The organism is Streptomyces sp. S.PB5 (assembly GCF_030403745.1).
Classification (GTDB): Bacteria; Actinomycetota; Actinomycetes; order Streptomycetales; family Streptomycetaceae; genus Streptomyces.
In genome coordinates, this window is the sequence record NZ_JAQMWP010000008.1 from 377385 (window position 1) to 401241 (window position 23857).

General features: G+C 69.9%; 19 protein-coding genes and 2 pseudogenes. 7 read left to right on the forward strand and 14 right to left on the reverse strand.

The window, feature by feature from the left end:
* Positions 1-70: 70 nt before the first annotated feature.
* The 10 genes and pseudogenes from PH203_RS22995 to PH203_RS23040 all read right to left on the reverse strand — a co-directional run bounded on the left by PH203_RS22995 (position 71) and on the right by PH203_RS23040 (position 11153).
* Positions 71-1603, reverse strand: a complete 1533-nt coding sequence (locus PH203_RS22995) for an NADH-quinone oxidoreductase subunit N (RefSeq protein WP_289922279.1) — start codon at positions 1601-1603, stop codon at positions 71-73.
* Positions 1600-3198, reverse strand: coding sequence for an NADH-quinone oxidoreductase subunit M (locus PH203_RS23000; protein ID WP_289922280.1), 1599 nt, complete (start codon positions 3196-3198; stop codon positions 1600-1602). The genes PH203_RS22995 and PH203_RS23000 overlap by 4 nt, the downstream gene beginning before the upstream one ends.
* 6 nt (positions 3199-3204) lie before the next feature.
* Positions 3205-5199 carry an NADH-quinone oxidoreductase subunit L gene (locus tag PH203_RS23005; RefSeq protein WP_289922281.1) on the reverse strand — a complete coding sequence of 665 codons (1995 nt, stop codon included), beginning with the start codon at positions 5197-5199 and terminating at the stop codon, positions 3205-3207.
* Positions 5196-5582, reverse strand: coding sequence for an NADH-quinone oxidoreductase subunit NuoK (gene nuoK, locus PH203_RS23010; protein ID WP_289922282.1), 387 nt, complete (start codon positions 5580-5582; stop codon positions 5196-5198). The genes PH203_RS23005 and nuoK overlap by 4 nt, the downstream gene beginning before the upstream one ends.
* The gene (locus PH203_RS23015; protein WP_289922471.1) at positions 5582-6400 is read right to left on the reverse strand and encodes an NADH-quinone oxidoreductase subunit J; all 819 of its coding nucleotides are present in this window, start codon (positions 6398-6400) and stop codon (positions 5582-5584) included. Before PH203_RS23015 ends, nuoK begins: the two co-directional genes overlap by 1 nt.
* 56 nt (positions 6401-6456) lie before the next feature.
* Entirely contained in the window at positions 6457-7008 is a 552-nt protein-coding gene (locus tag PH203_RS23020) for an NADH-quinone oxidoreductase subunit I (protein WP_289922283.1), read from the reverse strand.
* Complete coding sequence (locus tag PH203_RS23025) at positions 7008-7976, reverse strand: complex I subunit 1 family protein (RefSeq protein ID WP_289922285.1); 969 nt, start codon at positions 7974-7976, stop codon at positions 7008-7010. Before PH203_RS23025 ends, PH203_RS23020 begins: the two co-directional genes overlap by 1 nt.
* Positions 7973-9910: an NADH-quinone oxidoreductase subunit C gene (locus PH203_RS23030; RefSeq protein WP_289922287.1), complete on the reverse strand. Its 1938-nt coding sequence runs from the start codon at positions 9908-9910 to the stop codon at positions 7973-7975. Before PH203_RS23030 ends, PH203_RS23025 begins: the two co-directional genes overlap by 4 nt.
* A gap of 224 nt (positions 9911-10134) precedes the next feature.
* A pseudogene (locus PH203_RS23035) lies at positions 10135-10755 on the reverse strand (NADH-quinone oxidoreductase subunit B family protein); the annotation flags it as partial.
* Positions 10746-11153 carry an NADH-quinone oxidoreductase subunit A gene (locus PH203_RS23040; RefSeq protein WP_289922291.1) on the reverse strand — a complete coding sequence of 136 codons (408 nt, stop codon included), beginning with the start codon at positions 11151-11153 and terminating at the stop codon, positions 10746-10748. The gene PH203_RS23040 and the pseudogene PH203_RS23035, both read right to left, overlap by 10 nt.
* A 270-nt stretch (positions 11154-11423) precedes the next feature.
* Between PH203_RS23040 and PH203_RS23045 the strand changes: the two genes are divergently transcribed.
* The 5 genes from PH203_RS23045 to PH203_RS23065 all read left to right on the forward strand — a co-directional run bounded on the left by PH203_RS23045 (position 11424) and on the right by PH203_RS23065 (position 18597).
* Complete coding sequence (locus PH203_RS23045; protein ID WP_289922292.1) at positions 11424-12629, forward strand: sensor domain-containing protein; 1206 nt, start codon at positions 11424-11426, stop codon at positions 12627-12629.
* Between the two features lie 154 nt (positions 12630-12783).
* The gene (locus tag PH203_RS23050) at positions 12784-14148 is read left to right on the forward strand and encodes a sensor histidine kinase (RefSeq protein WP_289922294.1); all 1365 of its coding nucleotides are present in this window, start codon (positions 12784-12786) and stop codon (positions 14146-14148) included.
* 486 nt (positions 14149-14634) lie between these two features.
* Positions 14635-15294, forward strand: coding sequence for a response regulator transcription factor (locus PH203_RS23055; protein ID WP_289922472.1), 660 nt, complete (start codon positions 14635-14637; stop codon positions 15292-15294).
* Between the two features lie 302 nt (positions 15295-15596).
* Positions 15597-17525, forward strand: coding sequence for a 2-oxoacid:acceptor oxidoreductase subunit alpha (locus PH203_RS23060; protein ID WP_289922296.1), 1929 nt, complete (start codon positions 15597-15599; stop codon positions 17523-17525).
* The gene (locus tag PH203_RS23065) at positions 17518-18597 is read left to right on the forward strand and encodes a 2-oxoacid:ferredoxin oxidoreductase subunit beta (protein WP_289922298.1); all 1080 of its coding nucleotides are present in this window, start codon (positions 17518-17520) and stop codon (positions 18595-18597) included. Before PH203_RS23060 ends, PH203_RS23065 begins: the two co-directional genes overlap by 8 nt.
* A 54-nt stretch (positions 18598-18651) precedes the next feature.
* Here PH203_RS23065 and PH203_RS23070 read toward each other — a convergent pair whose 3' ends face one another.
* The 3 genes from PH203_RS23070 to PH203_RS23080 form a co-directional block, all read right to left on the reverse strand.
* Positions 18652-18840, reverse strand: coding sequence for a hypothetical protein (locus PH203_RS23070; protein WP_289922301.1), 189 nt, complete (start codon positions 18838-18840; stop codon positions 18652-18654).
* A 280-nt stretch (positions 18841-19120) separates the two neighbouring features.
* The gene (locus PH203_RS23075; RefSeq protein WP_289922473.1) at positions 19121-19555 is read right to left on the reverse strand and encodes a DUF6082 family protein; all 435 of its coding nucleotides are present in this window, start codon (positions 19553-19555) and stop codon (positions 19121-19123) included.
* Between the two features lie 358 nt (positions 19556-19913).
* Positions 19914-20276, reverse strand: coding sequence for a helix-turn-helix domain-containing protein (locus tag PH203_RS23080; protein WP_289922303.1), 363 nt, complete (start codon positions 20274-20276; stop codon positions 19914-19916).
* A 232-nt stretch (positions 20277-20508) separates the two neighbouring features.
* Between PH203_RS23080 and PH203_RS23085 the strand changes: the two genes are divergently transcribed.
* Positions 20509-21363 carry an SDR family oxidoreductase gene (locus tag PH203_RS23085; protein ID WP_289922304.1) on the forward strand — a complete coding sequence of 285 codons (855 nt, stop codon included), beginning with the start codon at positions 20509-20511 and terminating at the stop codon, positions 21361-21363.
* 128 nt (positions 21364-21491) lie between these two features.
* Complete coding sequence (gene rarD / locus PH203_RS23090; protein ID WP_354671256.1) at positions 21492-22526, forward strand: EamA family transporter RarD; 1035 nt, start codon at positions 21492-21494, stop codon at positions 22524-22526.
* A gap of 80 nt (positions 22527-22606) precedes the next feature.
* Here rarD and PH203_RS23095 read toward each other — a convergent pair.
* Positions 22607-23767: pseudogene (locus PH203_RS23095) on the reverse strand (MFS transporter); the annotation flags it as partial.
* Positions 23768-23857 lie beyond the last annotated feature (90 nt).

Below are 23857 nucleotides of genomic sequence, written 5' to 3' on the forward strand. Positions count from 1 at the left end.
AGTTCCCTTGTGCGTGCGTGGGCGGGCGTGCGCCGTCCGGGTGAGGGCGCCCAGATCTTCGGCGGTGGGCTCAGAAGAGGCCGGTGTCGGTGAAGCGCAGGATCAGCTGGGGAGCGCCCGAGAGGGCGATGCCGAGGACGCCGGTGAGGGCGATCGCCGCGGTGAGGGGGACCGGGATGCGATGCCGCGCGGGTTCGCCCTCAGGGGCGCGGAACAGCAGGGCCGTCCACTGGAGGTAGTAGAACAGCGCGATCACGACGTTGACCGCCATGACCACGGCCAGCCAGCCGAGGCCCGCGTCGACGGCCGCGGAGAAGACGGTGACCTTCGCGAAGAGGCCGATGATGCCCGGCGGCAGTCCGGCGAGGCAGAGCAGGAAGAAGGCCAGCAGCAGGGCGGCCAGGGGATTCGTGGCGTACAGGCCGCGGTAGTCGGTGAGGCGGTTGAGGGCTCTTGTCCGGCCCACCAATGCGGCTACCGCGAAGGCGCCGAGGTTCACGGCGGCGTACATGAGCGCGTAGGCGACGGTGGAGCCGATGGAACGTTCGGCGTCGTCGGAGTACGCGGCTGCGGCGATCGGCACCAGGAGGTAGCCGGCCTGGCCGACGGAGGACCAGGCGAGCAGGCGTACGGCGCTGTACGCGCGCGTGGGTTGCTGTCGGAGGGCGCCGACATTGCCGACGGTCATGGTGAGGGCGGCCAGCGCGGCGAGCGCCGGGCCCCAGACCTCGGCGTACGACGGGAGGGCGACGACCGTGACGAGGATGAGGCCGGAGAAGCCGACCGCCTTGCCGACGACCGACAGATAGGCGGCGATCGGGAGAGGCGCGCCTACGTAGGTGTCCGGGACCCAGAAGTGGAAGGGCACGGCGGCCGTCTTGAAGGCGAAGCCGATGAGGGTGAGGACGACGCCGGTCTGGGCGAGGGTGTAGAGCTGGCCGTCGACGTTCTGGATGCGGTCGGCGATCTGGGTGAGGTAGAGGGTGCCGGTGGTGGCGTACACGAAGCTGATGCCCATGAGGCTGACCGCGGTCGCGGTGACCGAGGACAGGAAGAACTTCAGGGCCGCTTCGGAGGACTTGCGGTCGCCCTGGCGCAGGCCGACGAGGGCGAAGGCGGGCAGGGAGGCGACCTCCAGGGCGACGATGAGGGTGGCCAGGTCGCGGGAGGCGGGCAGGAGGGCGGCGCCTGCGGCGGAGGAGAGCAGCAGGAACCAGTACTCCCCTTCGGGGAGTCCCTTGTCGGCGTCCTTGAGGGCAGTGACCGACAGGAGGGCTGCGAGTAGTGCTCCCCCGAGCACCAGGAGCTGGAGGACGAGGGTGAAGCGGTCCGCCGTATAGCTGCAGACGTCGGGGGCGCCGGTCTGACAGAAGGTGGCCCGGTCGCCGTCCAGGAGGGGCAGCAGCATCGCTGTGGAGGCGGCCAGGCCCGCGACGGACAGCCAGCCGAGGAGCGCCTTCTTGTGGTCGCCGACGAACAGGTCCGCGACGAGGACCACGAGTCCGACTACCGCCGCGATGGTGGGCGGCGCGATGGCGAGCCAGTCGACGGACTGGACGAGGTTCGCGGCCAGCGGCTGGGCCGCGGCGGCCAGGGCGCTCATCGGGTGCCTCCTGCGAGGAGCTGCTGTACGGCCGGGTCGGTCAGGCCGAGGAGGGCCTTCGGCCACAGGCCGGCTACGACGGTGAGGGCGACGAGCGGTGTCCAGGCGGCGAACTCGTACGCGTGGACGTCGGCGAGCTTCGGGGCGTCCTGGGGCACGGCGCCCATGCACACGCGGCGGACCACGACGAGGAGGTACGCGGCCGTCAGGAGGGTGCCGAAGGCCGCGATCGCCATGAACGTGAGGAACGCCGGGCGGCTGAGCTCGTCGGCGGGGTCGAACGCGCCGAACAGGGCCAGCATCTCGCCCCAGAACCCGGCGAGGCCCGGCAGGCCGAGGGAGGCGACCGCGGCGAACGCGAGGAGGCCGCCGAAGCGTGGTGCCTTGCCGTACAGCGCGGCGCCGGTCTGTTCGGCGAGGGCGTCGAGGTCGGTGGTGCCCGTGCGGTCCTTCAGTGCGCCGACCAGGAAGAACAGCAGGCCGGTGATGAGGCCGTGGGCGATGTTGGCGAACAGGGCGCCGTTCACGCCGGTCGGGGTCATCGTGGCGATGCCGAGCAGGACGAAGCCCATGTGGCCGACGGAGGAGTAGGCGATGAGGCGTTTGAGGTCGCCCTTCGCGCCCTGTTTGGCGAGGGCGAGGCAGGCCAGGGATCCGTAGATGATCCCGACGACGGCGAAGGCGGCGAGGTAGGGCGCGAAGTCGGCGAAGCCGTCGGGGGCAATCGGCAGAAGAATGCGGACGAACCCGTACGTACCCATCTTCAGCAGGACGCCGGCCAGCAGGACCGAGCCGACGGTCGGCGCAGCGGTGTGGGCGTCCGGCAGCCAGCTGTGCAGGGGCCACATCGGGGTCTTCACGGCGAGCCCGATCCCGACCGCCAGAACGGCGATGACCTGCACGGATGTGGTCAGGGACCGGCCGTTGTCAGTGGCGAGTGCCACCATGTCGAAGGTGCCCGCCTTGATCCCGATCAGGAGCAGGCCGAGCAGCATGACCACGGATCCGAGCAGCGTGTAGAGGATGAACCGCCACGCCGCCTGGGTCCTGCCCTCGCCGCCCCAGCGGGCGATGAGGAAGTACATCGGGATGAGCACCATCTCGAACGCGAGGAAGAACAGCAGCAGATCGAGGACGGCGAAGGTCGCGAGGGTGCCGGACTCGAGGACCAGCAGCAGTGCGACGAAGGCCTTCGAGGGCGGGTCCGCGGTCCGCCCCGTCGGCGGCTGATGTTGCTGCTTGAAGTACGAGTAGAGCGCGCAGAGGAAGGTCAGCAGCGCGGTCAGGACCAGAAGGGGGAGAGAGATGCCGTCGATGCCGAGGTGGATCCGCACATCGAGTGCGGGGATCCAGCTGATGTCGGTCGTGGCCTGCATCTTCGACGGGTGGTCGTGGTCGAAGCCGAGCGTCAGGACGATCGCGGCGATGAGAATCACGCCGGTCACGGTCACTCCGTGCCGCAGCACGGCCTGCTCGGGCGACTTCCCCTTCAGTCCCGGCGGGGCCGGCAGGAGAGCGGCGACGGCGCCGAGGAGCGGGCCGACGACGACGAACGCCAGAAGGAACTGCATCACGGACTCGTTGATATCGATCACGCCTGCTCACGCTCCCGTGGCGACGAGGACGGCGGCGACCACCAGGACGACGGTGCCGGCGAGCAGCGCGCTCACATAGGTCTGCACATTGCCGGTCTGGGCCCGCCGTACGGCCGCCCCCAGCAGTCGGGGCAGGGCGCCCGCGGCGCGTACGTAGGTCTCGACGACTTCACGGTCGAGGAACCGGACGAGGGTGGCGCCGGCCTGGACCGGGCGGACGAAGAGGGCCGAGTACACGGCGTCGAGGTGGAAGCCGACGGCCGCGTGCCGGTGGAGCGGGCCGAGCAGGAGTCGGCCGGGATCCGCGGGGTCGGGCGCGTAGGCGATGTCTCCGTACGCGGGCTCGTGGCTGGCGATGGCCTCGGCCTCGACACGGGCCGAGTCGCCCTCCGGGTGGGCGGCGACCGCGCCCAGCGGGACGCGGACCGCGAGTGCGGTGGTGTGCCGCCAGGCCGCGTAGGTGACGATGCCGCCGACCAGGGCGACGCCGGTGCCGAGGACGGACGTGGTGAGGGTCGGGGCGAGGTCGTTGCCGTCGAACCAGTCGGGCAGTACGCGGTAGGCGAGCCCGCCGACGGCGAGGGACGGGACCGCGAGGACCCACAGAACGACGGTCATCGTCAGCGGCTGCCTGCCGTGGTCGGGGGCCTCGGCGCCCCGGCCGTTGAAGGCCAGCAGCCACAGGCGCATGGCGTACGCCGCGGTGAGCAGCGCCGTGAGCAGGCCGGCGACCAGGACGACCCAGCCCGCCGCTCCGGGGGCGTGCTCGGTGTGGCCGGTGGCGACGTGCTCGGCGGCGCCGAGGACGGACTCCTTGGAGAAGAAGCCGCTGAAGGGCGGGATCGCGGCGAGCGCGAGGAGCGCCACGGTCATCGTCCAGTAGGCGTCGGGGACGCGGTCGCGCAGGTGGCCCATACGGGACATGGCGGCCAGTGAGTTGGTGCCGGCGGCGTGGATGATCACGCCCGCCGCGAGGAACAGCAGCGCCTTGAAGGCGCCGTGCGACAGGAGGTGGAAGACGGCGGCGCCGCGGTCGGCGACGGCGAGGGCGCCGGTCATGTAGCCGAGCTGGCCGATCGTCGAGTAGGCGAGGACGCGCTTGATGTCGTCCTGGGCGAGCGCGGCGAGCGCGGAGCCGGCCATGGTGACGGCGGCCATCACGGCGAGGACGACCATCGCGGCCTGCGAGGCCTCGAACACCGGGAGGAGACGGGCGATGAAGTAGACGCCGGCGGCGACCATCGTCGCGGCGTGGATCAGTGCGGAGACGGGCGTGGGGCCCGCCATCGCGTCCGGGAGCCAGGTGTGCAGCGGGAACTGCGCCGACTTGCCGGCCACGCCCGCCAGGAGCAGCAGGGCGATCAGGGTCGGATGGTCGAGTCCGTCGTGTGCGACGGCGCCGAGGACCTTCGTGATGCGGAAGGAGCCGGCGTCGGTGGCGAGCGCGAACAGGCCGATCAGGAAGGGGACGTCACCGAGCTTGGTGACGAGGAAGGCCTTGATGGAGGCGGCGCGGGCCTCCGGGGTCTCCCAGTAGTGGCCGACCAGGAAGTACGAGCAGATGCCCATGATCTCCCAGCCGACCAGCAGCACCATCAGGTCGCCTGAGTAGACGACGAGAAGCATCGCGGAGGTGAAGAGGGAGACGAGGGCGGCGTAGGAGGGGTAGCGCGGGTCGTCGCGCAGGTAGCCCGTCGAGTAGATCTGCACACAGGTGGCGACGAGGCCGACGAGTACGGCGACCAGGGCGGCGAAGCCGTCGATGTGCAGGGCGAGTTCGATCGGGACGGACCCGGTGGGCGTGAGCTCGGTGGCGGCGTTCACGGCCTCGTCGCCACCCTGGCGCACGGCGACCACCGCGGCCAGGGCGAGGGCGGTGAGCGTCGGCAGGACGGCGAGCGGGCGGACGAAGCCGGGGGCCGTGCGGCCCAGGAGCAGACCGGCGGCCGCGCCCAGGAACGGAAGGAGGGGGACGAGAACGGCGAGGGTGGTGGTGGTCACGCGGTGGCCTCAGCCTTCTCGGCCGCGGGGACGTCGCCGTCGGAGTCGGGGACTTCGGGCTCGTGGCCCTCGGCGGTGTCGCGGAGCTTGTCGATGTCCGAGGTACCGCGGTTGCGGTAGACGGCGAGGACGATCGCCAGGCCGATGCCGATCTCGGCGGCGGCGATGGCGATGGTGAACAGGGTCAGGGCCTGGCCGGAGTGCAGGGTCTCCTCGGCGGTCCGGCTGAGCCAGACGTCGAAGGCGACGAGGTTGAGGTTGACGGCGTTGAGCATCAGCTCGACCGACATCAGGACCAGGATCGCGTTGCGGCGGGCGAGGACGCCGTAGAGGCCGGTGCAGAAGAGGAGGGCGGAGAGTACGGCGGGATAGGCGAGGTGCATCAGCGGGCGCCTTCCTGCGCGGCCGGGGTGGTCCGCTCGGCGGGGGCATTGCCGCTCCGGGCGGCCTCGGCGCGCTGATCGGTGACGTGGCTCTCGGACGGCTCGGTTCGCTCCGTCTCGCTGCCGCTTCCCGTCACCCTGGTCTCCTCGGCGGCGGTGCGGCTCTCGGCCGAATCGGTTGTCTTGGCCGGCTTGTTTCGCCCGATCGGGTGATTACGGGAATTCGGGGCGGATGGGGAACTACCGGTCGCGGGCCGGAAGTTCACAGGGGGAGAGCTCGACTCCGCCTTCGCCTTCCGGGACAGGACGATCGCGCCGACCAGTGCGGCGAGGAGAAGGACGGAGAGGGCCTCGAAGGGGAGGACCCAGTTCTGGAAGAGGCTCGCTCCGGTGGCCTCCGTCGAGCCGGCGGCGGGACCGTCCAGATCGATCCAGGTCGAGCGGAACGCGTCGACGACCACCCAGACGAGGGCAGCGGCCGAGGCGACGGCGACGGTGAGGGCGGCCCAGCGGTTGCCTGAGTCGGCGTCCGGGGAGCGACCGATGGGGGCCTTGGTGAGCATCAGACCGAAGAGAAGGAGGACAACTACGGAGCCCACGTAGATGAGGACCTGCACCCAGGCGATGAACTCGGCCGTCAGCAGGAGATATTCGACGGCCAGGCCGCCGAGGGTCACCACCAGCCACAGGGCGGCGTGCACCAGCTGTCGGGTGGTGACGGTGATGATCGCGGCACCGAAGGTGACCAGGCCGACGAGGAGAAAGGCGATCTCCACGCCGGTCGGCGAGAGGAAACCGTGGGTTTCCGTGGCGGCCACGGTGAGGAAGCCGCGGGCTTCGGCGGCGGCCGGGGTGAGGGGTACGGAGGCGGGGCTCACGCGTCTCCCTCCTGAGGTTCGGCCTGTGCCGTCGCTAGTTTCTCGGCGGTCTTGCGGGCGGCCGCGATCTCCTTCGGCTCCTCGGCGGCGGGGTCGAGGGCCGGCGGGGCCGGGACGGTCCACATCCACTCGCGGAGCTTGTCGCGTTCGTGGGTGAGGTCACGGATGTCGGTCTCGGCGTACTCGAACTCCGGGGACCAGAACAGGGCGTCGAAAGGACACACCTCGATGCAGATACCGCAGTACATGCATAGGGAGAAGTCGATGGCGAAGCGGTCGAGGACGTTGCGGCTGCGCTCACGGCCGCCGGGGGTCGCCGCCGGGACGGTCTCCTTGTGGGAGTCGATGTAGATGCACCAGTCCGGGCACTCCCGGGCGCAGAGCATGCAGACCGTGCAGTTCTCCTCGAACAGGCCGATGACGCCGCGGGTGCGGGGCGGGAGGTCGGGCTGGACGTCGGGGTACTGCTCGGTGACGGTCTTCCTCGTCATCGTGCGGAGGGTGACGGCCAGGCCCTTGGCGAGGCCACTGCCAGGAATGGGGGCCATCAGGAGATCACCACCTTGACGATGCCGGTGAGGGCGATCTGAGCGAGAGAAAGGGGCACGAGGAGGGTCCAGGAGAGCTTCTGGAGCTGGTCCTCGCGCAGGCGGGGGTAGGTGACACGGAGCCAGATCACGAGGAAGGCGAGGATCGCGGTCTTCAGCAGGGTCCAGACCCAGCCGAGGCCGTCGGCGCCCCAGGGGCCGTGCCAGCCGCCCAGGAAGAGGACGGTGGTCAGGCCGCACAGGACGATGATCCCGGCGTACTCGGCGAGCAGGAACAGGGCGAAGCGGAGGCCGGTGTACTCCGTGTACGCGCCGAAGATGATCTCCGAGTCGGCGACGGGCATGTCGAAGGGCGGGCGCTGGAGTTCTGCGAGGCCGGCGGCGAAGAAGACGATCGCGCCGACGATCTGCCAGGGCAGCCACCACCACTCGAAGGCGTCGACGATGCCGGGAAGGGAGACCGTGCCGGCCGCCATCGCGACGGAGGCGGCGGTGAGCAGCATCGGGAGTTCGTAGGCGAGGAGCTGGGCGGCGGTGCGGAGGCCGCCGAGGAGGGAGAACTTGTTGGCGCTGGCCCAGCCGGCCATGAGAGAGCCGAGGACACCCACGCCCATGACGGCCAGGACGAAGAACACGCCCGCGTCGATGACCTCGCCGACGGCGCCCTCACCGGGGCCGATGGGGATGGCGAGGAGGACCAGGAGGTAGGGCAGAAGGGCGACTGCGGGGGCGAGCTGGAAGATACGGCGGTCCGCGCCCGCGGGGACGATGTCTTCCTTCTGCGCGAACTTCACGCCGTCCGCGACGAGTTGGGCCCAGCCGTGGAAGCCGCCGGCGTACATCGGACCGAGGCGGCCCTGCATGTGAGCCATGACCTTGTGCTCGGTCTGGCCGACGATGAGGGGGAAGGTGAGGAAGACGACGAAGACGATCAGGAGTCGCAGGGCGACGTCGAGAGCGTCGTTCACTGCGGGCCTCCTGCGGGGTTTTCGGGAGCGTCGGGGTTTTCGGTGGCGTCAGGGGTGTCGGTGGCGTCCGGGATTCCCGCGGCGTCCGGGGTTCCGGGGGCGCCGGGCTGGTCCGGGGTTCCAAAGGCCCCGGGGGCACTGGGCCGTGCCCGGGTTTCAGTGGCTCCGGGGGGTTCCTCGCGAGAGAGGGTGGCTTCGGCGTCCGGGGCCGGAGCGGGACGGGGATCGGGGTCGGGAGCTGATGCCTGCTCGGTCTCAGTCCCGGACTCCGGGCCTGCCGCCGGCGCGGCCTGCGGCTCAGCCTCCGGACTCGGCTCGGTCTCGGAGGTCGGCTCGGCCTCGGACGTCGGCTCGACCTCGGACGCCGGCTCGACCTCGGACGCCGCCTCGTTCTGCGGCTCAGCGTCCTGACGCGGCTGTGTCTCGGACTCAGGCTCCCCCTGCGGCCCTGCGCCCTGGCCCGGCTGCATCTCGGGGCCCGGCTGCATCTCGGACTCCGGCCCCACCTCGGGGCCCGACTCCGTCTCGAACTCCGGCGCTGTCTCGGACTCGAACCGCGCCTCGGTCTCCTGGCTCGGTTCGGGCTCGGGACGTCGTTCCGGTTCGGGTTCGGGTTCGGGTTCGGCGAAGGCCGGGCGGGCGTGGTGCCACGGGGCGTCCGGGCTGCGGGGGGCCGTGGGTGTTTTCTGAGGTGTGGGCTCGGTGCCGTGGGCCTGGGTGCCCTCGGCCGGAGCGGCAGACGTCGGCGTGCCGGGTGCGGTGCGTTGGCTCGCCGAGCCCTGCGAGGCGCTGCGTGAGCGGCGGGGGCCCGCGGGAGCGGCACCTGTCCCGGGACCCGTCCCGGGCTGCTGGGAGGCCGAGCCCTCGCTCGCGCTTCGTGCGCGACGCGGCGCGGCCCGGGTGCCTGACGCCGACGAGGGCGTGCCGGTGTCAGCCGCGGGGGTCCCGGTGCCCGGCTCGGCGCCCTCGGTGTCGGTGGTCGACGCCTCGGGGTTCGCAGGCGTCTGGTCGGCCGAATCCTCAGCCCCGGTACGGGAACGGGGCGGCGTGGCATCCGAAGCGGCCGCCCCCTCGGTCTGGCTCGCCGAACCCTCCGCCGCCGTACGAGCACGACGCGGACCCACACCCGCCGCCCCCGGCGTCACAGGCGCCTCCGCCTGGCTCGCCGAACCCTCCGCCGCCGTACGAGCACGACGCGGACCCGCACCCGCCGCCCCCGGCGTCACAGGCGCCTCCGCCTGGCTCGCCGAACCCTCCGCCGTCGTGCGGGCGCGACGGACGGGGCGTTCGCCTGCTGCTCGGGCTGGGCGTTCGCCGGTGGCTCGGGCTCCTGCGGTGCGGGTGGGGCGGGTTGGGGCTGGGGGGAGTTGGCCCTTCAGGGGGCCCCACTCGTTGGGATCGGGGACGCCTGGGGGGAGCATTTGGCGGCGCTTGGGGCCGCCGTGGTCGGACTCGCCCGGTTCCTTGGCGCCGGGCCAGGCCTTGGCGACTCGGGCGGCCAGGACGAAGTCCTTGCGGAGGGGGTGGCCCTCGAAGTTTTCCGGGAGAAGGAGGTGGTTCAGGGCGGGGTGACCCTCGAAGGTCACGCCGAACATTTCGTGGGTCTCGCGTTCGTGCCAGGCGGCGCCCGCGAATACGTCGACCGCGCTCGGCAGGGTCGGGGACTCGTGCGGGACCGTCGTGCGCAGGAGCAGGCGGCGGACCGGCGACAACGCCGCCACGTGCGCGGCGATGCGGAAGCCCGTGCCCGGTTCGTCGACCGCGCTCAGCCAGTCGAAGTAGGTGCAGCCCAACTCGTCACGGGCTGTCCGCAGCGCGGTGAGCCAGGAAGCCGGCGGGACGTCCACCGTCAGGACCTCGTAGGACTCCTCGGCCATGGTGTCCGCGCCGAACAGTTCCTCGACGGGGGCGGGCAGCCAGCCGACCGCGGTCATCGTCCCTCCCCCGACACACCATCAGAAGCCGAACCGGAAGAAGAAGGAGAAGGAGTCCCGGGAGAGGACTCAGCAGAGGAGCCAGAAGACGACCCAGAAGAGGACCCTGCAACCGAATCCGAATCCGAATCCGAATCCAAAGCCGAAGCCGAAGCCGAAGCCGAGTCCGTCAGCGGCCGCGGTCCCGAAGCCTGCCCCGATTCCGAAGCCTGCCCCGATGCCGGGCCCGATCCCGGTCCCTTCACCAACCCGCTCTGCAGCGCAGCCGTCGAGGCTCGCCCCCCGCTCACCCCGTACCGCTCCCCCAGCGACTCCCGAGCGATCTTCTCCTGGAGTTTGAGGATGCCCTGGAGGAGGGCCTCGGGGCGGGGCGGGCAGCCGGGGACGTAGACGTCGACCGGGATGATCTGGTCGACGCCCTTGGTGACGGAGTAGGAGTCCCAGTAGGGGCCGCCGCAGTTGGAGCAGGCGCCGAAGGAGATGACGTACTTCGGTTCCGGCATCTGTTCGTACAGGCGCTTCACCGCCGGGGCCATCTTGTCCGTGACCGTGCCCGAGACGACCATCAGGTCGGCCTGGCGGGGCCCGGGGGCGAAGGGGATGACGCCGAGGCGGATGAAGTCGTGGCGGGCCATCGACGCGGCGATGAACTCGATCGCGCAGCAGGCGAGGCCGAAGTTGAAGACCCAGAGGGAGTAGCGGCGGCCCCAGTTGAGGACCACCTTCATCGGCTCGGGGGCGAGGCGGGCCAGTGCGCCCAGCCGCTTCGGCTCCGGGAGCAGGACGGGCTCCGGCGAGGTCACCGCGGGTGTCACTCCCGATGTCACTTCTGGCGTCACGTCCATGTCAGGACGCCCTTCTTGTATGCGTACAGCAGGCCCACGGCCAGGAAGCCGAGGAAGATGAACATCTCGACGAGCGTGGTGGCGCCGTAGCCGGGGGCGGCGAAGACCGTGGCCCAGGGGAACAGGAAGATCGAGTCGACGGCGAAGATGACGTAGAGGAAGGCGTAGACGTAGTAGCGGACCTGGGTGTGGGCCCAGCCCTCACCGACGGGGTCGACGCCGCACTCGTACGTCAGGAGCTTCTCGGGGGTGGGTACGACGGGGCGCAGCAGGCGGCCCGCGCCGAAGGCGACGGCGACGAACAGCACGCCGACGACGGCGAGCAGTCCGACGACCGAGTACGACTGGAAGTAGTCCGCCGCAACGACGACGGTCGACCCGACGGTCGGTTCCGGCACGTCCGTCCCCTCGCTCCCTGTGAACTCACCGAACATCTCTGTACATCTCTGCACATCTCTGGACACCGCTGTCTCGGCGGACACCGCTACGTCACTGGACACCGCTGTTCGACGATCTGTACGCACGGGAGTCTAGGGCCTGCTAAAGAGACCGTAAGCAGCCCGTCACGGCTTGAGATCGGCTTGAGATGCCGGGGTGGGGTTTTCCCCAGGGCAGCGCGGCGGTCCGCCTCATGGCGTCGCGGCGCGCGGCGCGGCACGCTAGCCCATATGACCGAACGCCCCAGACACTTCCCGGAACGGGACAGCGAACCGGCCGCGCCGCTTCCGCCGGTCCGGTTCGCTTATGACGCGCACACCTGGAAGGAGATCGCGCATCTCCTGATCAACCTTCCGGTGGCGCTGCTCGGGTTCGTGTACGTCACGACCGTGCTGTTCACCGGGTTCTGGCTGACGGTGACGGTGATCGGGTTCCCGTTGCTCGCGGCCGGGCTGATGGGCGCGCGGAAGCTGGGCGCGATGGAGCGGGCGCGGGCCCGGGCGCTGCTCGGGGTGCGGATCGACGAACCGAGCCCGCTGCCGCTGAAGACCGGCAACTCGGGCTTCTTCCAGCAGCTGTGGATGATGCTCAAGGACCCGGTCGGCTGGCGGACGATCCTGTACGACTTCATCCGGCTGCCGTGGGGCATCCTCACCTTCACCATCACGCTGACCTCGTTGTTCGTGCTGTGGCCGGTGCTGCCGTTCATCGCGCGGGGCCTCGCCAACGCCGACCGGGCGATGGTGCGCGGGCTGTTGTCGCCCTCGGACGAGCTGGAGCGCCGTATCGCCGAACTGGAGTCGGACCGGGGGGTCGTGGTGGACGCGGCCGCGTCCGACCTGCGGCGGATCGAGCGGGATCTGCACGACGGGGCGCAGGCCCGGCTGGTCAACCTCGCCATGGGGCTCGGCCTGGCCAAGGAGAAGCTGCTGGAGGACCCGGAGTACGCGCAGGCGATGGTCGCGGAGGCGCACGGCGAGGTGAAGCTGGCGCTCCAGGAGCTGCGGGATCTCGCCCGCGGCATCCATCCCGCCGTGCTCACCGACCGCGGTCTGGACGCCGCCCTGTCCTCCGTGGCCTCGCGCTGCACGGTGCCGGTGAAGGTGACGGCCGACCTGGACGCCAGACCGGCCGCGGCGATCGAGGGCATCGCCTACTTCACCGTCTCGGAGCTGCTGCAGAACGTCAGCAAGCACAGCGGGGCGCGGACGGCCTCCGTCGATGTGTGGCGGTCGAAGGACCGGCTGCTGATCCAGGTCTGGGACGACGGCCGTGGCGGCGCCCGCCTCGACGGCGGCACCGGTATGCAGGGCCTCGCCGAGCGCCTCGACGCCGTCGACGGGCTGTTCGTCATCGATTCGCCCCAGGGCGGTCCTACGACGGTGACGGCCGAGTTGCCCTGGCGGGACCGGGCGCCCGACGACCGCCAGGGGTAGGGAAAACCCCCCTCCCAAGACGCCGACGGACTCCATGGTCCGCGGACCTGCGGTGCAGCAGGGTGGAGGTACGACATACGACATGCAACATGCGTCATGCGACACGGATGCGCGTACGCCACCGCAGGCTCGCGACGAGAGAAGGACGACGCCGATGGCCACGGACTACGGACAGAGCTACGGGTTCCTCGACGAGATCGACGAGATCGACGAGGGGACGCGGCGGCGCCGGCTGCCGACGGGGCTGCGGGCGCCGTTCGAGGGGCGGACCTGGCGGGAGTTCGGGTATGTGCTGCTGGGCCTGCCGATCAGCATCCTGCTGTTCACGTACGCCGTGACGATGGTGTCGATCGGGGCCGGGCTGCTGGTGACGTTCCTCGGGATTCCGGTGCTTGCGGCGGGGCTGGCCGGGTGCCGCGGGTTCGGGGCGCTGGAGCGGATGCGGGCGCGGGGGCTGCTCGGCCTCGAGGTCGCCGATCCTGAACCGCTCCGGATGCGCGGGAACGGATTCCTCGCCTGGATAGGTGCCGTGCTCAAGAGCGGCACCTCCTGGCGGACGCTGCTGTACTCGGTGATCCATCTGCCCTGGGCGGTGTTCTCGTTCGTCGTCGCCGTGAACTTCTGGGCGTTCGGATGGGCGCTGCTGACGTATCCGCTGTGGTTCTGGCTCTTCCCGGTGTACGGCGGGCAGGACGGGCTTCAGCTGTACGGCGACGAGACCCACCACATCTATCTCGACAACCCCTTCGAGATCGGGGTGACCGCGCTGGTGGGGCTGCTGTTCACGCTGGCCACGCCGTGGATCGTGCGGGCGCTGACGATGGTGGACCGGGTGATGGTGCACGGGCTGCTCGGCCCGTCCCGGCTGGCCACGCGGGTGGTGGAGCTGGAGTCCGACCGCGGGGTCGTGGTCGATACGGCGGCTGCGGACCTGCGGCGGATCGAGCGGGATCTGCATGACGGGGCGCAGGCTCGGCTGGTCGCGCTGGCCATGGATCTGGGGCTGGCGAAGGAGAAGCTCGTCGAGGACCCGGAGGCCGCGGCCCGGATGGTCGACGAGGCGCACGGCGAGGTGAAGACGGCGCTTCAGGAGCTGCGGGATCTGGCTCGGGGGATCCATCCGGCGGTGCTCACGGACCGGGGGCTGGACGCGGCGTTGTCGGCGGTGGCGTCCCGGTGCACCGTGCCGGTGCAGGTGGAGGTGGAGCTGGCGGAGCGGCCGGCGCCGGCGATCGAGGGGATCGCGTACTTCACCGTCTCCGAGCTGTTGCAGAACATCAGCAAGCATTCGCGGGCGACCTGGGCGGCGGTGGATGTGTGGCGGGTGGAGAACCGGCTGATGCTGCAGGTCGTGGACAACGGGGTCGGGGGCGCCGACACGGCTGCGGGGTCCGGGCTGGCCGGGCTGGCGGAGCGGCTGGATGCGGTGGACGGGATTCTGGTGGTGGATTCGCCGGTCGGGGGACCTACCCGGGTTACCGCGGAGTTGCCTTGGCGGGCGGAGCGGGCGTTGGGGTGACGGCTCTCCGGGGGGCGGGGCCTGGGGGAGAGACCGGGGTGGCGGGGGCGCCAGTGTGGCGGGGCGGCGGGGCCTTTTCGCCCCCGCCGCCCTTACCCGTTCCCGTCCCCAGGGGCGCCGCCCCTTCGACCCCGACACCCCCTCGGGGGCTCCGCCCCCCCTCCCCCGACCCCCGATCGGCCCCGAAAGGGCCTCGTCCTCAAACGCCGGACGGGCTGAGATTGCCTGGACCGGCGTTCAGTGATGCAGCGATCGCCGCGGATGCAGTGGTCGCCACGGATGCAGTGGTCGCCGCCTTGCACACCCGGTCGCCTCCACCCCTTCTGGCGCCGGACGCCGCCCTGCCGTGCATGTGCTCCCGTTGATTCCCACTGATTCCCGTTGCCCCGGCGCAGCCGGATGCGAATGCTGGAATGCTGGACTCTGCCCGCCGGGGAGGCGGGCGCGGAGTCGGGGCGTGGGGGGCCGAGGATCGTGGAGGACAGGGTGCGGGTGGTCATCGCCGAGGATTCGGTTCTGCTCAGGGAAGGGCTGACCCGGCTGCTGACCGACCGCGGGCACGACGTCGTCGCGGGGGTGGGTGACGGGGAGGCGCTGGTCAAGACCATCACCGAGCTGGATGCGCAGGGGGAGCTGCCGGACGTCGTCGTCGCGGATGTGCGGATGCCGCCCACCCATACCGACGAAGGGGTGCGGGCCGCCGTACAGCTGCGGAAGGCGCATCCGGGACTCGGGGTGCTCGTGCTGTCGCAGTACGTCGAGGAGCGGTATGCCACCGAACTGCTCGCCGGGTCCAGTCGCGGGGTCGGCTATCTGCTCAAGGACCGGGTAGCCGAGGTGCGTGAGTTCGTGGATGCCGTGGTGCGGGTCGCCGAGGGGGGTACGGCGCTGGACCCGGAGGTCGTCGCGCAGCTGCTCGGGCGCAGCCGCAAGCAGGACGTGCTCGCGGGACTCACCCCGCGGGAGCGGGAGGTCCTGGGGCTGATGGCCGAGGGGCGTACGAACTCGGCGATCGCGCGGCAGCTGGTGGTCAGTGACGGTGCCGTCGAGAAGCACGTCAGCAACATCTTTCTGAAGCTGGGACTGTCCCCGAGTGACGGGGATCACCGTCGCGTTCTCGCGGTCCTCACCTATCTGAACTCCTGACGTCCTGCCGCCGTGTCAGCCATCGGGAGTCGGCCGTCCGGGTGACCGACTCGACGAGCGGGACCCGAGTGCCACGAGAGATCAACGATCGAACCTAGAACCGAACGCCAGCGGGGAGCGTCTTGTAGGGAAGCGCCGGGGGGCGAGTAAATCATGACAAGTCAGGGCGGCGGGCCGTCTCAAAATGGTGTCCATCATGCGATTGGCCCCAGGAAGGCGACCCTTACGGACGTAGGGTTGATCCTGGGCGGGCCTGCGGGAAGGCTCGTCCCGGACAGCCGCCTCGAGGGAGGTCCAGTTCAGTGACCAGCCAGGTCAGTAGCCCAGCGGAGCAGGCCGACGAAGCCGTCGTGGGAGAGCAGCGCAAACCGGCAGGGACCAAGGACGTCCGCCGGCTGGACCGGGTGATCATCCGCTTCGCGGGAGACTCGGGTGACGGTATGCAGCTCACCGGTGACCGCTTCACTTCGGAAACGGCCTCCTTCGGCAACGATCTGTCCACTCTCCCCAACTTCCCCGCCGAGATCCGGGCCCCTGCCGGAACCCTGCCGGGTGTCTCGTCCTTCCAGCTGCACTTCGCCGACCACGACATCCTCACCCCCGGCGACGCCCCCAACGTGCTCGTCGCGATGAACCCGGCCGCCCTCAAAGCCAACATCGGCGATCTGCCGCGCGGCGCGGAGATCATCGTCAACACGGACGAGTTCACCAAGCGGGCGATGCAGAAAGTGGGGTACGCGGCCTCGCCGCTGGAGGACGGCTCGCTCGACGGTTACAGCCTCCACCCGGTGCCGCTGACCACACTGACCGTCGAGGCCCTCAAGGAATTCGACCTCAGTCGCAAGGAGGCCGAGCGCAGCAAGAACATGTTCGCGCTCGGCCTCTTGTCGTGGATGTACCACCGGCCGACGGAGGGCACGGAGAAGTTCCTCAAGCAGAAGTTCGCACGCAAGCCCGAGATCATGAAGGCGAACCTGGCGGCGTTCCACGCGGGCTGGAACTTCGGTGAGACGACGGAGGACTTCGCGGTCTCCTACGAGGTCGCGCCGGCCGCCACCGCGTTCCCGACCGGTACCTACCGCAACATCTCCGGGAACCTAGCCCTGTCCTACGGACTGGTCACCGCGTCCCGGCAGGCGGACCTGCCGCTGTTCCTGGGCTCGTACCCGATCACGCCGGCCTCGGACATCCTGCACGAGCTGAGCCGGCACAAGAACTTCGGTGTGCGGACCTTCCAGGCGGAGGACGAGATCGCCGGCATCGGGGCGGCGCTGGGCGCGGCGTTCGGCGGCAGCCTGGCCGTGACGACGACGTCCGGGCCGGGTGTGGCGCTGAAGTCGGAGACCATCGGCCTCGCGGTGTCCCTCGAACTCCCCCTCCTCGTGATCGACATCCAGCGCGGCGGGCCGTCCACCGGTCTGCCGACGAAGACCGAGCAGGCGGACCTGCTGCAGGCCATGTTCGGCCGCAACGGCGAGGCTCCGGTCCCGATCGTCGCCCCGTGCACACCGGCCGACTGCTTCGACGCGGCGCTGGAAGCGGCTCGGATCGCGCTGACGTACCGCACGCCGGTGATGCTGCTCTCGGACGGCTATCTGGCCAACGGCAGCGAGCCGTGGCGCATCCCGGAGATCGACGAACTCCCGGACCTGACCGTGCAGTTCGCCCAGGGCCCCAACCACACCCTGGAGGACGGTACCGAGGCGTTCTGGCCGTACAAGCGGGACCCGCAGACCCTCGCCCGCCCGTGGGCGGTCCCGGGCACCCCCGGTCTCGAGCACCGCATCGGCGGCATCGAGAAGCAGGACGGCACGGGCAACATCTCCTACGACCCGGCCAACCACGATTTCATGGTCCGCATCCGCCAGGCCAAGATCGACGGCATCGACGTACCCGATGTGGAGGTCGACGACCCGCACGAGGCGCGGACGCTGGTGCTGGGCTGGGGGTCGACATTCGGACCGATCACGGCGGCGGTACGGCGGTTGCGGGCGGCCGGGGAATCGATCGCGCAGGCCCATCTGCGCCACCTCAACCCGTTCCCGCGGAATCTCGGCGCGGTTCTGCAGCGTTACGACAAAGTGGTGATCCCCGAGATGAACCTCGGGCAGCTCGCCACGCTGATCCGGGCGAAGTACCTGGTCGACGCCCACTCGTACAACCAGGTGAACGGTATGCCGTTCAAGGCTGAGCAGCTCGCCACGGCTCTCAAGGAGGCCATCGATGGCTGAGACGTCCACGGAAGGCACGGGCACGATCGAGGCGCTTTCCCTCGTTCCCAAGGCCGAGGGCCGACAGTCCATGAAGGACTTCAAGTCGGATCAGGAGGTGCGCTGGTGCCCGGGGTGCGGTGACTACGCGATCCTGGCGGCGGTGCAGGGCTTCATGCCGGAACTGGGCCTGGCCAAGGAGAACATCGTCTTCGTCTCGGGCATCGGCTGCTCGTCGCGGTTCCCGTACTACATGAACACGTACGGCATGCACTCGATCCACGGCCGCGCGCCCGCGATCGCGACCGGACTGGCCACCTCCCGGCGGGACTTGAGCGTGTGGGTGGTGACGGGGGACGGCGACGCGCTGTCGATCGGCGGCAATCATCTGATCCACGCCCTGCGCCGCAACGTGAACTTGAAGATCCTGCTGTTCAACAACCGGATCTACGGCCTGACGAAGGGTCAGTACTCCCCGACGTCGGAAGTCGGCAAGATCACGAAGTCGACGCCGATGGGTTCGCTGGACGCCCCGTTCAACCCGGTGTCGCTGGCGATCGGTGCGGAGGCTTCCTTCGTGGCGCGGACGGTGGACTCCGACCGCAAGCACCTGACGGAGGTGCTGCGTCAGGCGGCCGCCCACCCGGGCACCGCGCTGGTGGAGATCTACCAGAACTGCAACATCTTCAACGACGGCGCCTTCGAGGTACTCAAGGACAAGCAGCAGGCCGAGGAGGCGGTGATCCGCCTGGAGCACGGCCAGCCCATCCGCTTCGGGGCGGACGGTTCGCGCGGCGTGGTCCGCGACATCGTCACCGGTGACCTCAAGGTGGTCGACGTGACGGACGAGAACGCGTCTCAGATCCTGGTCCACGACGCCCACTCGGCCTCTCCGACGACCGCCTTCGCGCTGTCGCGCCTCGCCGACCCTGACACCCTCCACCACACGCCGATCGGGGTGTTCCGGTCGGTGGACCGGCCGGTCTATGACACGCAGATGGCTGATCAGCTGGATGCGGCTATCGAGCAGAACGGCAAGGGGGATTTGGCCGCGCTGTTGGCTGGGGGCGACACCTGGACGGTTGTGGGCTGACAGGAGAGAAGTACACGTGGGGCCCGGATGCGTTCGCCATCCGGGCCCTCGGCGTCAAGCGTCGGGAATGTCCCGCTTAGCACGCAAAAGCGTATCTCGGGTGATCACGACAATGCGCTCATAGTCGGCACGAGCGGCATCTGCCGGAAGCAGCGCGTCCAGTTCCTCGGTGCGATCGGTACCGATGACCGCGAAGCTCCCGTCACTCAGCTCGAAGAGGTCGGGACAGGTCTCGCCTGTCATTGACCCTCGCAGGCGGGGCGAGTCGCCAATACGGCGGAGGACACTGACGGCAGGGAGTTCGCTGTGCACGCGGAGCCCTTTTCTATGGCCACATAAATGAAGTCCGGTCCCAGGAGCCACGGAACCGGACACGATGACATCGGGCCCAACTATTTATCACTGCCCGTCAGGACGGGAATGACTTCCCAATCCACTCTGCAAGGTGATTTATCTCACACGTTGGAAGTAACTGGCCACACGGCCGTACACGCCCACGGCAGGACGAGATGATGACGCTCCGTCAGGCGCCCGGCTCCTCGCCAGGGCCCACGACCCACCACTCGTCCGGACCATCGGCGAGTTCCTCGACAATGATGTTGACCGCTTCCCCCACCCTGGCCTCCATCGAGTGGCGGGGCAGGCTGCGGCGATGTTCGCGAGTTGTCTCCCAGTACTCGGCGAAGATCGGATTGCGGGCCAATACTCTAAGATGCCCGATAAGTTCCTCCCAGCCGTAGGCGCCGATGCGATGGCCGAGCAGGATCGCGCTGTACTCGCGGTTGACGAACAGCGCCTGGCGCCGCTTTCGGTCGGAAAGTTCCTGAAGGGTGCTCATGGCCTCCGTCAGCGCGGGATCCGACATCGCCCGGTCCACCTGCTCCGCCGCGATGCGGTGCAGTTGGAGCAGGTTCGCGTTTCTGATCTCCTCGGTGAGGAAGGTGAGTTGACGCAGCACGTCCAACAGCAGCTCTTCGTGACGCTGACGCCGTAATGGGCGCGGAAACGGCCTGCGCACACGGCCGGTCTTCAACCGTGCCGCAGAATCGATCCTGCGCTCATCCGGATTCTGTGTGGCCAATGCGAACCCCCGAGTCAGGCGTCCGGCTGCCGGTCGACGATCTCGCGGACGGTTCGAGGACCGGCGTGCGGGTGGGCACAGCGCCCGCCCCCAGCATGCCGGGCGACTCAAGTCGGCAAGGGAGGCGGAAAGGGGGCGCATGGGTGGACGAACCTCTGACGTCAGCCAACGCCCTGACATGTATGTGCCCACCGCGCGCCGTCCGCATTCGTCCAGAGTGCTCGGCGCATCTGCATCATCCCTGCTCAGAGCCCGCTTTCCGCGCGTCATACACCTCCCGCGCCTCCAGCACCGCCCCCATCCGCTCCTCCGTCCACAACGCCAGCCCCCGCACCTGCTCCGCCGCCTCCCGCCCCAGATCGGTGAGGGAGTAATCCACCCGCGGCGGAATCACCGGCTTGGCATCCCGGTGCACCAGTCCGTCCCGCTCCAGCGTCTGGAGTGTCTGGGCCAGCATCTTCTCGCTCACCTCCCGCCCGAATCCCCCGATCGCGCGGCGGAGTTCACTGAAGCGGTACGGGCGGTCCAGGAGTTCGATGAGGACCAGGACACCCCAGCGGCTGGTGACGTGTTCCAGGACCAGACGGTAGGGGCACATCACCTCACCGGCCGCCGATGCCGTAGCAGCAGCCGCAGCCGCAGCCCGGGCCGCAAGCGCAGCGCCAGTCCCAACCGTCACCACAGCCCCAGCCGCAGTCTCAGATGCCGTCCCCGTCTCCGTACCCTCACTTACTGCCATACCAGTACCTTACTTCAAAGTGGGTACTTTCGAAGAGTTAGCGCTTCCCCTATGGTTAGTGCATACGCACCCCACAAGGAGATCGCACATCATGAGCATCGTCGTCACCGGAGCCACCGGACACCTGGGCCGCCACGTCGTCGAGCAGTTGCTGGAGAAGGTGCCGGCCGAGCAGGTCACGGCCGTGGTCCGCAGTGCGGAGAAGGGTGCCGATTTTGCGGCGAAGGGCGTGAAACTCGCTGTCGCCGACTACAACACCCCCGAGAGCTTCGACAGCGTCTTCGCCGCCGGCGACAAGGTGCTGCTGATCTCCGGCAACGAGTTCGACAAGGGCCGCGTGGGCCAGCACAAGGTCGTCATCGAGGCCGCCAAGGCCGCCGGTGTCGCCCTGTTCGCCTACACCAGCGGCCCGGGCACCCTGACGGCCGCGCTCGCCGACGACCACCGCGGTACCGAGGAGGCGCTGCTCGCCTCCGGTCTGCCGTACACCCTGCTGCGCAACGGCTGGTACCACGAGAACTACACCGAGAACCTCGCCCCCGTCCTGCAGTACGGCGCCGTCACCCAGGCCGCCGGTGAGGGCCGGGTCTCCTCCGCCTCGCGCGCCGACTACGCGGCCGCCGCCGTCGCCGTACTGACCGGCGAGGGTCACGAGAACCAGACGTACGAGCTCGGCGGCGACGAGGCGTGGAGCTTCGCGGAGTACGCGGCGCAGCTCAGCGAGCAGACCGGCAAGGAGATCGTCTACAACTCGGTCTCGGTCGAGGAGTACACCGGCATCCTGGTCGGCGCCGGGCTGCCCGCGCCGATGGCCGCCGTCTTCGCGGGCGTCGACGCCTCGATAGCCGAGGGTCAGCTGGTCGTCACCTCCGGCGACCTTGCCCGGCTGGCCGGCCGGCCGACGACCCCGCTGTCCGAGGCGATCACGGCCGCACTCAAGGGCTGACACTCCCCCCTGAGGCCTTTGGGTGCCCCAGCCCCCGGCTGTCATGACCGTATGGCGATACGGGCATGACAGCCGGGGGCTCTCGGCGCTACCTTCGTGCGGGCACCATGACGCGCGAAGGAGGGCCCGTGAGCGGGAAGCCGAGGGGCGAGCGGCACATAGGACTGCTGAACGGGTTCGCCGCGTATGGGATGTGGGGGCTGTTCCCCCTGTACTTCCCGTTGCTCAAGCCCGCCGGGCCCGGCGAGGTGCTCGCGCATCGGATGGCCTGGTCCTTCGTCGTCGTGGCGCTCGCGCTGGTCGTCCTGCGGCGGTGGCGGTGGGCCGGGGAGCTGCTGCGGCAGCCACGGCGGCTGGCGCTCGTGACGGTCGCCGCGACCGTGATCGCCGTCAACTGGGGCGTCTACATCTGGGCCGTGAACAACGACCGGGTCGTCGAGGCCTCGCTCGGTTACTTCATCAACCCCCTGGTCACCATCGCGATGGGCGTGCTGCTGCTGAAGGAGCGGCTGCGGCCCGTGCAGTGGGCGGCCGTCGGCGTGGGGGCGGGGGCCGTGGTCGTGCTGGCCGTCGGGTACGGGCGACCGCCCTGGATCTCGCTCATCCTCGCCTTCTCCTTCGCCACCTACGGGCTGGTGAAGAAGAAGGTCAACCTCGGCGGGCTGGAGTCGCTGGCCGCCGAGACCGCCATCCAGTTCCTGCCCGCGCTCGGGTATCTGGCATGGCTCGGGTCCCAGGGCGACGCCACCTTCCTCACCGAGGGCGCCGGGCACACCGTCCTCCTCGCCGGGACCGGACTCGTCACCGCGCTGCCCCTCGTCTGCTTCGGGGCCGCCGCGATCCGCGTGCCGCTCTCCACCCTCGGTCTGCTGCAGTACCTCGCGCCGGTCTTCCAGTTCCTGCTCGGTGTCCTCTACTTCGGCGAGGCCATGCCGCCCGAGCGCTGGGCGGGCTTCGCGCTGGTCTGGCTGGCGCTGTCGCTGCTCACCTGGGACGCCCTGCGTACGGCACGCAGGGCCAGGATGGAGATCAGCAGGCCGGCCGCCACCATCGCGACGGGCACCACAAGCGCCGTTCGAAATGCGGAGAGCGTCTCCTCGGGACCCGTCGATCCGCTCGACGCCGATCCCGTCGCTGCCGATCCGGTCGACGCCAAGCCGTAGACGGCCGTCACCGCCGAGATCCCGATCGCCGAGCCGAACTGCGACGACGTGTGCAGCAGCCCGCTCGCCAGCCCCTGCTCGGCGTCGCCCACCCGCTCGGTCGCCGCGATCGTCAGCGGCCCGTAGGCCAGCGCGAAGGCGGTGCCCGCGACGAACAGTGTCGGCAGCATCGCGAGATACGGCCAGTCCATGCCGACCGGCAGGAAGAGCCCGTACGCCGCCACCGCCAGCACGAACCCGGCGACGACCACGCGCGCGTGCCCGAAGCGGGCCACCAGGCGCGGGGTGAGGGTGGGCGCCAGCACGGCGTCGCAGCCCATGATCACCAGGGCGATCGCGGTCTGGAGCGCCGACCAGCCGCGCAGTTCCTGCAGGTACAGCGTCACCACGAACTGGAAGCCGAAGAAGGCCCCGACGAACAGCAGCATGCCGAGATTGGCCCGCGCCACAGGCCCCTCGCGCAGGATCCCGAGCCGGACCAGCGGGTTCGGGCAACGGCGTTCGACGGCCACGAAGAGCACGGCGAGCACGAGCGCCGCGAGCGCCGACGCCGCCGTGAGCGGCCAGTCGTCCAGGTCGTGTTCCAGTCGTACGACGGTGTAGGCGGCCAGCAGCATGGCGCCGGCGACGGTGATCGCGCCCGGGAGGTCGAAGCCGCGTAGGCCGGTGTGCGCGAGCTGTCCGTCCTGGTGCGGGATCAGCCGTACCGCTGCCGCCAGCAGCGCGGCCGCCATCAGGACCGGGGCGAAGAACACCCAGCGCCAGCCCAGCGAGGTCAGCAGGCCGCCGATCACCAGGCCGAGCGAGAAGCCGCCGGCGGCGGTGCCGGCGTACACGAGGAGGGCCTTGTCGCGTTGCGGGCCCCTCTCGTACGAGGTCGTGATCAGGGACAGGGCGGCCGGGGTCATGAACGCGGCGGCCATTCCGGTGACGAAGCGGGCGACGACCAGCATCCAGCCCTCGGTCGCGAAGCCGCCGAGGCCGGAGAAGGCGAGGAAGACCGCCAGCCAGAGCAGGAACATCCGGCGGCGGCCGAGCAGGTCGGCGGCGCGGCCGCCGAGGAGGGTGAAGCCGGCGTAGCCGAGGACGTAAGAGCTCATCACCCAGGCCGCGGTGTCCGTCGCGAGTCCTAGGTCGGATCTGATCGACGGGATCGCGATCGCCATCATGGCGATGTCGGCGCCCTCCAGGAAGATCGTTCCGCAGAGGACGAGTAACAGCGCCCACGCGCGCGTGCCCATGGCAGTGCTCCAGGGTTGGGGAATGGAGGGTGGTTACGCGGGTGAGGGTCGGTTCCCTCTTGTAACCACCCCCAGCCTCCGGCAGCATCG